13 protein-coding genes are annotated in these 11,687 nt (G+C 62.9%); 4 read left to right on the top strand and 9 right to left on the bottom strand.

From position 1 onward, the window contains the following. Positions 1–128: 128 nt before the first annotated feature. A complete protein-coding gene (locus V5N13_RS03865) occupies positions 129–1,496 on the bottom strand; it encodes an NAD(P)/FAD-dependent oxidoreductase (protein WP_336359683.1) in 1,368 nt (455 codons plus the stop codon). A 200-nt stretch (positions 1,497–1,696) separates the two neighbouring features. Here V5N13_RS03865 and V5N13_RS03860 point away from each other — a divergent pair, with 200 nt between their 5' ends. From V5N13_RS03860 to V5N13_RS03850, 3 genes are all read left to right on the top strand, one after another. Beyond that, complete coding sequence (locus V5N13_RS03860) at positions 1,697–1,846, top strand: DUF7563 family protein (RefSeq protein WP_336359682.1); 150 nt, start codon at positions 1,697–1,699, stop codon at positions 1,844–1,846. Between the two features lie 41 nt (positions 1,847–1,887). After that, on the top strand, positions 1,888–2,676 hold the full coding sequence (locus tag V5N13_RS03855; protein WP_336359681.1) for an enoyl-CoA hydratase/isomerase family protein: 789 nt from the start codon (positions 1,888–1,890) through the stop codon (positions 2,674–2,676). A gap of 99 nt (positions 2,677–2,775) precedes the next feature. Further along, positions 2,776–3,684: a D-2-hydroxyacid dehydrogenase gene (locus V5N13_RS03850; protein ID WP_336361415.1), complete on the top strand. Its 909-nt coding sequence runs from the start codon at positions 2,776–2,778 to the stop codon at positions 3,682–3,684. A gap of 240 nt (positions 3,685–3,924) precedes the next feature. On the opposite strand, the gene asd is transcribed toward V5N13_RS03850, so the two are convergent. The 8 genes from asd to V5N13_RS03810 form a co-directional block, all read right to left on the bottom strand. Next, positions 3,925–4,959: an aspartate-semialdehyde dehydrogenase gene (gene asd, locus V5N13_RS03845; RefSeq protein WP_336359680.1), complete on the bottom strand. Its 1,035-nt coding sequence runs from the start codon at positions 4,957–4,959 to the stop codon at positions 3,925–3,927. A gap of 123 nt (positions 4,960–5,082) precedes the next feature. Next, positions 5,083–5,268 carry a 30S ribosomal protein S17e gene (locus V5N13_RS03840; protein ID WP_332899515.1) on the bottom strand — a complete coding sequence of 62 codons (186 nt, stop codon included), beginning with the start codon at positions 5,266–5,268 and terminating at the stop codon, positions 5,083–5,085. A 41-nt stretch (positions 5,269–5,309) separates the two neighbouring features. Next, the gene (locus tag V5N13_RS03835) at positions 5,310–5,873 is read right to left on the bottom strand and encodes a DUF447 domain-containing protein (protein WP_336359679.1); all 564 of its coding nucleotides are present in this window, start codon (positions 5,871–5,873) and stop codon (positions 5,310–5,312) included. Continuing rightward, a complete protein-coding gene (locus tag V5N13_RS03830; RefSeq protein ID WP_336359678.1) occupies positions 5,870–6,700 on the bottom strand; it encodes a triphosphoribosyl-dephospho-CoA synthase in 831 nt (276 codons plus the stop codon). Before V5N13_RS03830 ends, V5N13_RS03835 begins: the two co-directional genes overlap by 4 nt. After that, positions 6,697–7,431: a tRNA-dihydrouridine synthase gene (locus V5N13_RS03825; protein WP_336359677.1), complete on the bottom strand. Its 735-nt coding sequence runs from the start codon at positions 7,429–7,431 to the stop codon at positions 6,697–6,699. Before V5N13_RS03825 ends, V5N13_RS03830 begins: the two co-directional genes overlap by 4 nt. Further along, entirely contained in the window at positions 7,432–8,421 is a 990-nt protein-coding gene (cofD, locus tag V5N13_RS03820) for a 2-phospho-L-lactate transferase (protein WP_336359676.1), read from the bottom strand. A 55-nt stretch (positions 8,422–8,476) separates the two neighbouring features. After that, entirely contained in the window at positions 8,477–8,710 is a 234-nt protein-coding gene (locus tag V5N13_RS03815; protein ID WP_336359675.1) for a DUF7513 family protein, read from the bottom strand. Further along, entirely contained in the window at positions 8,707–10,305 is a 1,599-nt protein-coding gene (locus V5N13_RS03810; protein ID WP_336359674.1) for a Na+/H+ antiporter NhaC family protein, read from the bottom strand. Before V5N13_RS03810 ends, V5N13_RS03815 begins: the two co-directional genes overlap by 4 nt. Before the next feature lie 158 nt (positions 10,306–10,463). Between V5N13_RS03810 and V5N13_RS03805 the strand changes: the two genes are divergently transcribed. Beyond that, positions 10,464–11,687 carry an HD domain-containing protein gene (locus V5N13_RS03805; RefSeq protein WP_336359673.1) on the top strand — a complete coding sequence of 408 codons (1,224 nt, stop codon included), beginning with the start codon at positions 10,464–10,466 and terminating at the stop codon, positions 11,685–11,687.

Raw genomic sequence — 11,687 nt, 5'->3', positions numbered from 1 at the left:
ACTGGCGGATTCTCCGTATGTCGCGTGCCTGGGTTCGCCGCACAGTCATTGCACCCTGAACAGGTACGCTCAGGCGGGGACTAATGGCACGCAGAAGGTAGTTAGCGGGCCGCCGGTTTAAACCCTTTTTACGCCGTGTACTCGTCTTCTCGAATCTGGACGTACGAGTGGTTCCGGTAGCCGAACTTGATTTTTCGGTACTTCGCGGCGAGTTTCATCCCGGCGACGCCCGAGGAGAGCGCTTGTGAGGTGGTGTAGCCGCCGCGGTCTAAGATGCGGTCGAGCGTGCCGAACGTCTTGTCCCAATCGCGCGGCGTGAAGTCGGCAACGTAGTCGGCCATCGCAATGCTCCGCAGAATCTCGCTCCCGAGCGCGCGCTTCCACGCCGTGTTGTAGGAGTTGAGGGTTCCGCTTGCGGCCATCGCCCCGGCGAGTTTGCCGGTGCGGACGGCGACGTGGTCGCCACCCTCGTGGAAGTGAGACGTCCCGCCCATCGCGCCGCCGGTGACTGCGATGTTCGCGGCCACGGGCGAGTCGATGGGGCGCGTCGAAGAGATTGGGTAGGCTTCCGTTCCCTTGTTCTTCCCACGGTCTTCTACGAGCGGGAAGTCGTCTTCAATGTCGTACTCGTCGCCGTAGAGCATTTCGAGCAGGCGACGGAGGTAGACGCGCCCCGGTGGAATCTGCGTGTCGTCGTGGCGCAGCAGTTTGTACTCATGGGGGTACTGCACATCTTCTAAGTTCATGCCAATCGGCATGGTGAGGCCGACGCGCTGGACGTTGCCGTCGTTCGGGAACACCCACGGATACGCTGTGTGGCCGGGGATGAGGCCCCACCAGAACTTGATGAGGTTGTTCTCGACTAACTCCTCGGGGAACTCACGGTGTTCCTGATACGCGATGTGGTTTGCCTTGTTCGGGCCGAGGTAGTCCGCCACAGAGCGACCGGCGGGCATGAACTGGTCTACGGTGTTTATCGTGACCTGTCGCTGTGGCCCGTCTGCGAGCACGAGATACTCGGCTTCGATTTCGGAGCCGTCGCGCAGGGTGAGCGTGTGTTTCGGGCCACCGGCGAGCGTCGTTTCGACGTTTCGGACGGCGGCTTTCACGCGATATTCGGCACCGGCTTCTTCGGCTTCAGCGCGGAGCCAGTCGTCGAATCGAGCGCGGTGGAAACAGAATCCGAAGCCATCGTACTTCGCGGGAATCCCGGTTTTCTGGAGCGTGAACTTCTCGGTCGGTCCCATGAACTGCGCGCCGTCGAGACGAGAGAGAATAACGTCTTCGGGGAACTCCGAGGGTTCCATGTCCATCAGGTCAATCCAGTAGTCGAGCATCCCCGCGGCGTCGGTCGAATCCGGGCCGAGTTGCTCGCGGTCTGCACGGGGTACCCCCTTCTCTAAAACGATGGCCTCGGCACCTCGTTCGGCCGCCGCCTTTGCGGCCGAGGAACCAGCAGGCCCCCCGCCGACGATCGCAACGTCAACTCGCTTCATACCAATACCCGCGCATGGCGGGGTTAAATTCCTGACCCTTTGCCCCGTCGCGTGTGACGAAAACCTCCTTGCAGCACCGTCACTTCCGGACTGTTGCCGACTATTTCACCAGTAATGACTGTCCTAATTGCAATCATTTCAGCACTTACTTCCTGGATAACAATATTGCCTGTGTGTCTCGCTACCACTCGTGATTGCCGATGCCAGAATGTAACACCTGTGGCGAGTTCGTCTCGCTCGACTTCGCCCGCGTCTTCGGAAACAACGCCAATGAAGTGCGAGCCTGTCTCGACTGTTCGACACGAAATGCCCTCCAAGGTGGTGGCCCAAACCGCCAGCGTGCGGACTGAGTGACGGCACAGTTTTGAGGCTGGCGGCCGCGCTCTTTGCCATGTCCGAGTTCGAATTCGTCACCGTCGAAGACGACGGTGCAGTTTGCACGATTCGCTTAGCCCGCCCGGCCGCACACAACGCACTCGACCGACAGATGGCAGCCGAGTTGCGCGAAGCCACCTACGACGCGGTCACCCGCGACGACGTGCGCTGTCTCGTCATCACGGGAACCGGCGGCACCTACTGCACCGGCGCAGACCTCGGGACGCTTTCTGGCGACGAAAGCGACGAGAAACGACTCCGTCACCTCGCCACTGACCTCCACGCGATTGTGACCGCGCTCGTGAACGCGCCGATGCCCGTCGTAACGGGCGTAAACGGCGTGGTCGCCGGTGGCGGCCTCGGGCTGGCCCTCTGTGGCGACATCGTCCTCGCCGCGGAGTCCGCGCGTTTCGAGTTTGCGTATCCGCGTATCGGCCTCTCCGGTGACGGCGGCTCGACCTACTTCCTCCCGCGACTCGTCGGCCTCAGAGAAGCCCAGCGGCTGACCCTGCGCGACGAACCCGTCGGCAGCGAGGAAGCCGTCTCGCTCGGGCTCGCTACCGAACAGGTCGCAGACGACGAGTTTGACGCCCACCTTACAGACCTCGCTGCGGGCATTGCGAGCGGCCCGACGGCGGCCTACGCAGAGACCCGCGCGCTGCTCCACGAGAGCTTCGACAATACGCTTTCAGAACAGCTCACGTCAGAATTGGAGCGTATCTCGGGGCTTGCGAACTCAGCGGACTTCGCGCGCGGCCACGACGCTTTCTTCGAGAAATCGCCCGCCGAGTTCGTCGGTCGGTAATCGTAATACGAGGGGGCGAAAATCACGAGGCATGCAAGCACGGTGGTCACACTGACCCGCTCACCCGACGTGCTGGTGCTTCGCCGGTGCGTCCACGGGATGCCCGTAGAACAGTACGCAGACGCCCTTCGCGCGCAGCTCCCCGACGCCGACATCGCGCTGGCGAAAACGCCCGCAGAAGAGCGAGAACTCATCAAACACGCCACAGTTGTGACCGGCGGCGTCATCGACGACGACCTGCTCGATGCCGCAGAAGACGTAGAACTGTTCGCCTGTGTCTTCGCCGGATACAACCACTTGCCACTCGACACACTCGAAGCACGAGACATCGCGGTCACGACGGCCTCGGGGGTTCACGGCCCAAATATGGGAGAACACGTCGTCGCGTCGATGCTCGCGTTCGCACGGCGCTTCCCCGAAGGCTGGCGTCGCCAGCAGAAACGCGAATGGCGACACTACAAAACCCGTGAGCTGAATGGCTCGACGGTCACTATCGTCGGCCTCGGCGCGATTGGACAGGCGGTCGTCGAACGACTGCAGGGCTTTGGCGTCGAGACGCTCGGAATTCGCTACACGCCGGAAAAAGGCGGCCCGACCGACGAGGTGTTCGGCTTCGACGACCTCCACGCAGCGCTCGCGCGGACGGAGTATCTCGTGCTCGCCTGTCCGCTCACCGACGAGACGCGCGGGCTCCTAGACCGAGAGGCGTTCGCAACGCTCCCACCGGAGGCGGTGTTAGTGAACGTCGCTCGCGGGCCTGTCGTGGATACGGATGCGATGGTTCGCGCCATTCGCCTCGGCAAACTTCGCGGGGCGGCACTCGACGTGACCGACCCGGAGCCGTTGCCCGAAGACCATCCGCTCTGGGGCTTTTCGAACGTGCTTATCACCCCGCATAATTCGGGGTATACACCAGTTTACTACGAGCGGGTTGCTGCAATTGTGGCACGGAATCTCAATCGATTATCCGACGTTGGAGTTGGCAGCCTTGAAAATCAGGTCATCTAGAGCAGACCTCCCCCAAGGTTTCTCCGATGTCCTGTGTTGCTAGAGACACTGAACCCGGCTCCCTACCCCTTCTGAAATCTGGAAACCGCGATACACGTGCAGTGCAATCCGGCCACAATCCCCCAATTGCAATCGGATGCAGTTTCTATTACAGTCGAACAGAGGATATACTCATTCACTGTTCAACGTTCACGGCGTGAACGTGGGTCAAGACATGAACACGGAACGCCCGTCTTTCTTTCAGAGATAGTCTCTGTCAAGAAGAAGTTCGCCGTTCAGCACGCTCGCGCCTGCAGCCCCACGGATGGTGTTGTGGGCGAGGCAGTTGTACTGCAGGCCGAACGTGGATTCTTCGAGGCCGCCAACGGAGACGCTCATGCCGTCGCCAAGGTCGCGGTCGAGGCGCGGCTGTGGGCGTTCTGCGTCCTCGAAGACGTGGATGAACGGGTCGGGCGACAGCGGGAGGTCGAGTCCGGGGTACTCGGTCATCGCCTTCGCTGCGGCCTCGGGAGTCAGTTCGTCTGCCGTTTCGACCCAGACGTTCTCTAAGTGGCCGTCGAGCGTCGGAATCCGGTTGCACGAAGCAGAGACCTCCACGTCGTGGAGGGTGACTTCCGCGCCGTCGAACTCGCCGAGCAGGCGGCGCGATTCGGTCTCTAACTTCTCCTCTTCGCCGCCGATGTGCGGGATGGCGTTGTCGATGATTTCCATCGAGGTGACGCCGTCGTAGCCCGCACCCGAGACGGCTTGCAAGGTCGCAACGTGGACACGCTCTAAGCCGAAGTCAGTGAGCGCGGCGAGCGTTGGCGTGAACGTAATCGTCGAACAGTTCGGATTCTTCACGATTGCGCCGTCCCAGCCGCGATTGTCCTGTTGGACTTCGAGCAGGCCGAGGTGGTCTGCGTTCACTTCGGGGATGATGAGCGGCACGTCTGCGGCCATCCGCCAGTTAGAGGAGTTAGAGGAGACGACGTAGCCCGCTTCTGCGAAGCCTTCTTCGACGGCCGCGCCGACCGACGAGGGAAGCGACGAAAACAGGAGGTCGACGTCGTCCGGCACGTCGTCGGGCGTCGTATCGGAGACGGTGAGGTCTGCGATCGACTCGGGGATGGGGGTGTTCACACGCCACTTAGCGGCGTCGCGGTACGTCCGGCCTGCACTCGTCTCACTGGCGGTGAGTGCGGCGATTTCGAACTGGTCGTGCGGTTCTAAGAGCTGGATTAGTCGCTGCCCTACGGCACCGGTGGCTCCGAGAATACCTACCTTGACAGTCATCACCTGACGTAGAGAGAGGCCTATTCAAAACAATTGTGGAACCTGCATGTGTTACACTCGCGCGGCTGTCAGCCGCGTTACAGCAGTCGCTCTACGGCGAAAACGCGGAGAGATGAGAACGGCTTATGCGGCGGTCTTGATTTTGCGCGTGACGTACCCGGCGATACGGTTTCGGACGCTCTTTGACTCGATGTTGGTGAGTTCCTCGACGGTGTCCTTGTTGTGCTCGAAGTCCGTGTTGAAGGCGTCTGGGTACTGCTCCATCAGTCGGTGACCGGTCTTCTTGACGTAGGCGGGTTTGATTGCCATTACCGTCTGGTTCCCCGTTCAGCGACTAAAAACGTTCGTTCTCACTCCCACGAAACGTACGATTGCAGCCGATTGAGTGCCTCGTGTTCCCGTGGCCCACCGCACGCAGCCACCACGTCGGCCAGATAGTCGAGTCGCGCGCTGAGCGTCTCGGTGTTGTATTCGGGCACGTCGAGGCGTGAGGCTGCCACTGTCGCCTCGATAACGGCATTGAACCCTCGATTGATGGTCGGCACCGATTCGGCGACGACCGCGGATTCGACGGGCGTCAGCGTCCACGTTTCGACGGTGATGTCTCCCTTCTCTGCTGAATCCATCTGCTCGACTTCGACGCGCGCCCACGCTCCGGCGCTGTCGAGAACCGGGTCACCCACTTCGTACACGGAGAGCGCGCCATCGACGAAGTCCACGGGGTCGGTTGGAAATTGGACGTAGCCCTCGCCTTCTTCGTGGAAGTTGCGCCACGTGCGCGTTCGACCGTAGGTGCGCGCGGTCACCCGCGACCCGGCGTGGAGGCCGAGCGCGGCGACGTTCCACTTCCCGTTCGGCCCGCGCGTCGTCACGAGCGATTCGGTCACGCCGCGCAGTTCGACCGGCCACGTCATACCTGCAGGCCTCGTTCGAGTGCGATGAACAGCGACGCGGCCACGATGTCGGCGGTCGTCCCCGGATTGATGCCCTCTTTGACGAACTGGTCTGCGAGTTTCTCAGGGTCTGCTTTCCGCCGCAGGTAGGCTTGGGCGCGTTCGCTCACCTCCGCCGCCACCTCCGGTCCGTGGTGTTTTTCGACAAATGTGTCGGGTTCGGCGGCGAGCAGTTCGAGAAACAGGGTCGCGGCGCGGTCGGTGACCGGCCCCGAAAGTCGTCGGAGCCGTTCTGCGCCCGCGAACGACCGTTCGAAGCCCGTTGTCCACTCGCGGGCGACGCCGTCGCCGTCGGCACTCATCTCCATCACGTCGAAGAGCGTGATGTCACGGGCTTCGAGCGTCGGAATCGCCTTCGACCCCCGGCGCACGTCGAGGTCGTCTGCGTCTGCGGGCGGGTCGCTCACGAACACGGGAACGTGCTCGAACGCGCGATAGAAGTTCGCTGCGTCCGCAATCGTCGTCTCTCTCACGAGGCGCTGGGTCGCCTCCGACGAGAACTCACCGGTCGAAGCCTGCACGAGCGGGATGAGCAAGAGCAACGCCCCGAACTGGGTGTTGCCGCCGCGTTGTTCCGCCATGCCCGACACCGCGCGTTCGAAGGCATGGCCGATTGGCTCGCCTTCTGCGGCCAGTTGGAGCCCGTTCTGTGCGCCGACAGCCCCTGCCAGAAAGTGCTCGAAGCGCAGGTCATCGTGGTCGCGATGGCGGTCTACGTTGCCCGGCTTTGGGGTACTCGCTACTTCGAGGAGCAAGGCGAGTTCGGCGTTCTGTGGGGGTGTTCTCATCGCGCACCTCCGAACTGGTCGGCTGCGCGACGCACCCGCGCCATAACCGTCGGATTGTCGCTCGCCCGCCCGACGCTCACGGCGTCAGCGCCGTAGGCGAAATACTCTCTGACGGTTTCGGTACCGCGCACGCCGTTGTTGGCGATGATGAACAAGCCTGATTTGGCCACCTCCGCGATGACCGCTTCAGCGTCCATCGCATCGACGTGGAGAATGTCGGCTCCGGCGGCTTCGACCCGCGCTGCCGTCTCGCTGAGGTCGACGCCTTCGACTTCGGCGCGCACCTTCACGCTCACCGTCGCGCCCGTTTCTGCGGCCACTTTCACGTACGCACAGAGTCTATCCGTATCTGCGAGGAGTGTTTCGCCCGCGCCAACCGCGCACATCTCGGCCTGTCGGCAATGAGCGTTCAATTCGAGGATGGCGTCGTGGGCGACGCACAGTTCTGCAGCCTCGCGGAGTGGGGTGGTCGTCACGGTGCGGACGTTCACCCCCGCCACGAGCGCCGCGTCGCTGAGTGCGGCCAGTTCGCCGTCGATGAACGCGAGCGGGTCGTCCGGGAGAAACTCGGTTCGGTCGCGAGCGACGAGTTTTCTGGCAGCGTCTCGCGTCTGTTCGTCTAGCGACACGCCGCCGAGGAAGGCGGCCCCGGCGTAGGCAGACCCCTTTCGCGCCCACTCAGCGTCGGATTCTCCCGAGAGGCTGGCGAGGGCGACGCGCGGCTCGAACATTCAGGCCACCTCCAGTGCGGCGGCGACGGCCTCTGCGACGCGGACGGCGTCCGCGTGTGTGTCCATGCGCGTATCGGTTTTCACGGTCGGCCGGTCGAGACTCGTGTCGTCATCTGAATCGAGGACGAACGCATCCGCGAACGGGTAGGCGTCCGCCACGCCCGCCGTACTCGGGTCGAACCCCGAGGCAGCCATGAGGTCGCCCGCAGGCCCCGAGAACACCGTATCTTCGATAAACGGCGAGACGGCGACGACGGTGGTCTCTGCGAGCGCGTCACGGATTTCGGGGATGGCAAGCATCGGCCCGATGCTGGTGATGGGGTTCGACGGCCCGATGACGACGGGGTCAGCAAGCGCGTCACGGACGGCGGGCGTTGCTTGGGCGTTTTCGGCTCCGCGGAACTCCACGCGCTCGATTTCCGGCTCGGCGCGTTTGCCGACCCAGAACTCCTGAAAGTGCATTTCCCCGGTTGGTGTATGAATGATGCTCGCCACGGGGTCGTCGCTCATCGGCAGGAGCGTGAGGTCTACGTCGAAGGCGTCTGCGAGCGTCTGTGTGACTTCGGTGAGCGAGTGGCCTTCATCAAGGAGGCTCGTGCGCGTGATGTGGACCGCACGGTCGCGGTCACCGATGGTCATGAACTCACCGACGCCCGAAAACCGTCGCCAGCGGGAGAGTAGTCTGCCCGCAGTTTGCTTGTCGGCGGGCAGGTAGCGTGGCCCCGGCGAGAATCCGGCATCTTCTGCGAGGTCGTGGAGCGCCCGATTCGTCTCCTCGGTGTCGTTTTTGATGCCCCACCATCGGTCGGTATCGAGGACGCCGCCCCGGGAGAAGAGGACGGTGTCTACGTCCGGACAGACGAGGAGGCCGCCGAGTTCCACGTCGTCGCCGGTGTTGCCGATGACGGTGGTGTCGGCGGGTGAAAAGACGGCATCGGAACCCGAGAGAAGTTTGGGGGTTCCCGTGCCGCCTGCGAGAAACGTAACCATGCCTGAGTGGTGACTGTCCGGTGGGTTAAACACTCCCCTCGAAAGGCGGGAGAAACTAGTTGTCGAGCAGTTCGGCTTCGCCTTCGTATGCGCTTTCGTCGAACGAGGTGACGCGGACGCGCACTTTTTCGTCTACGTGCGCTTCGGTCGCACCCTCGACGAACAGGTGGGTGTCGCCAACGCGAGCTACGGCACCGCGGCCGTCGTAGCTCGTGATGAACACCGAGAACTCGTCGCCGGGGTCGAAGGCGGGCGTCGAGGTTCGAAAGAGGCCTGAGAGGAAGCTCATACGCGAGCCACCTCCTTCGATTCACGGTCTGGGATGTATTCCCGGCCGTAGCCAGTGAGCGCGGCGAGCAGGAACACGCCGACGAGGAACCAACCGTGGAAGACGAACGGCACCACGTCGATGGCGTTTACAATCATGTCGGTGGTGAACCACGCGAACTCACCGTTGTTTGCGGCGAGTTGCTCCATCTGGGTCACCCCAACGAGGACGCCACCGGCCCACGGGAAGATGTACCCGAGTGCGGAGGTGTTCGCGTCTAGGATGTTCGCCCGACGGTAGCCGTTGATGTTGAACTTCTCACCCATGCGCGAGATGTAGGGCGCGATGGCGATTTCGGCTGCGGTGTTGATGGTAATCATCGCGTTCACGGAGGCCGTGCCGAGCACCATCGTCGTCTCCGCGCGCCGGACGTTTGTGGCGACGGAGTTGAGCAGGAGGTTCTGGAGCGCTTCGAAGCCGCCTCCGCGAATCATGACCTGCGCACCGGCGACGATGAGCAGCGTCAGGACGATGAGCGGGAAGAACCCAGAGGCCCCAGTGACGAGACTCCCGGCGACGCCCGTCCCCTCTTCGACGACTTGGACGAACGGCAGGCCGCTGAGGGAGGCGGCGAACGGTGCGCCTTCGGGCGCGTTGAACACGAGGACGTCTTGGACCGAGGCAAGCCCGAGCGCGAGACTCGCGGCGATGGCCGTGAAAATCCCCCACGAGATGGCTTCGACGATGTGGCGGCCTTTGATGGCCGTCACGATGACGACACCCATCGAGATGAGGTGGACGAGGCCAAGCGGGTTGCTCTGGGCTTCGAGCAGTTGTTGGGAGTTCTGTCCGATGTCGATTCCGGGCATCGACAGCCCCATGATGGTGTACGCGGTGAACGCCAGCGCGGCGGCCACGAAGGCGTACTTGAACCGTGAGGCGACGACGCCGCCGATGTCGGAGTCTTGGGTGACGGCGCTCACGATGGTCGTGTCGCTCACGGGTGCGAGGTTGTCCCCGAACACCGCGCCGGAGAGGATTGCCCCGAACAGGAGCACGGGGTTCGCCCCGAGCAGGAGGCCAGCGGGGAAGAACAGGCCGGTGAAGGCGATGGTCGTCCCGTAGCCCGTCCCGATACCGGTTGCGAGCAACGCGGCGAGGACGAACGTCACGGCGGGGAACAGTTGAGGCAACAGCGCGTCGGAGACGGGGACGACTTGGGCGGCCCACACGAGGCCGTCCACGAAGCCGCCGTCTTGGAGCGTCTGGGCGAACATACCAGCCCAGAGCCACGCGACGATGGCGGTCGCGGCGACGCGGCGGGTCATCCCCTCGAAGATGGTGTTTGCGTACTCTTTCCAGTCACCTTTGACGAACAGCATCCCGACGGTAAGGGAGACAAGCATCCCAATCGACAGTCCTGTCGTGTCACCGATTCCGAGGAGGCCACTTTGGAAAATGGCCCACACGATGAACAATCCAATCGGGAGGGCACTCATCCACTTCCCTCCGTAGAACTCTAAGGCAGGACCCGACCGGGCTGATGCACCCTCTGCCAACTCTTGGCGGAGGGTCTCATCGAGCTCGTCAGACCCGGCTTGTTTGTCAGTAGGCATCATGCCGGGCTAACCAGTCTGTCGTTAACATTCTTCCTATTTTTTCTGCCTTCTTTCAGTGAATTGAATGGTGCGTGGTTACACGCCTCACGGATGGTCGGATTACATGCCTTCGCTCCGGCCGCGATGTTTTGTACCAAGCCGCCGAACGGGGGCGTATGAAGCATATAAAGGACAGCGTCCACGACCACATCGAGGTTGGCGGCGTTGCCCAGGACTTACTCGACACCCCGGAAGTCCAGCGCCTTCGCCATGTAAAGCAGTTGGGCACTGCGGGGCTGGTGTACCCCTCTGCGAACCACTCACGATTCGAACACAGCCTCGGCGTCTATCACCTCGCCACCCAAGCCCTGCGCCACCTCCGCGTCGAAGGCAGACAGGCAGAACGCGTCCGGGCGGCAGCCCTGCTCCACGACGTTGGGCATACGCCGTTTTCGCACAACATCGAGACCATCATCGAACACCACACGGGCAAGTACCACGACGACGTCCACGAACTGCTCGACAAGGGGACGGTGGGCGATATCCTCCGCGCCCACGACCTCGACCCGGAGAAGGTCGCAGACCTCGTCGCGGGCGATGGCGAACTCGGCCAACTCGTCTCGGGCGAACTCGACGTAGACCGGATGGATTACCTCCTGCGCGACGCCCACCACACGGGCGTCCCCTACGGGACAATCGACCACGGTCGCCTCGTCCGGGAACTCCGTTTCGTTGACGGCGAACTCGTCCTCGCAGAAGGCAACGTCCAGACTGCAGAGAGCCTGCTGCTCGCGCGGGCGTTGATGAACCCAACCGTCTACAACCACCACGTCGCCCGCATCGGGAAGACGATGCTCCGACGCGCGACCGAACACCTGCTCGAAAACGACGTCGTCACCCCGGAACGGCTTCGCCGGATGGACGACCACGACCTCATCGTCGCGCTCCGCACCTTCGACGGCACACAGGGCTTCGCAGACCGCCTCAGCTACCGCGACCTCTACAAACGCGGCATCTGGGCGGAGATGCGCGACGTTGGCGACGACGTCATCGACGCAAGCCGCGAGCAAATCCACGAGTGGGAGACAGAAATTGCGGTACAGGCCGAAGTGGACGTAGACGAAGTGCTCCTCGACATCCCCTCCCGGCCGACAATGAAAGAGTCCTCGACGCGCGTCATCGTGAACGGTGAAATCCGCCCGCTCGACCAGCAATCGACGCTTGTCGGCGCGCTCGAAACCGCCCAGCGCGACCAGTGGCGATTCGGGGTCTACGCCCCAGCGTCGGTCGCAGAGCGCGTCGGCAACGCCGCCGTCCGAGAACTCGGTCTTGACATCGACGGCGCGCTCGTCCAAGATGTACGCCACGGCATCCACGCGCGACTTGACGAGTTTGAATAA

The organism is Haladaptatus sp. ZSTT2 (assembly GCF_037081775.1).
Lineage (GTDB): Archaea > Halobacteriota > Halobacteria > Halobacteriales > Halococcaceae > QDMS2.
This window is presented reverse-complemented; position numbering and strand designations above follow the sequence as displayed.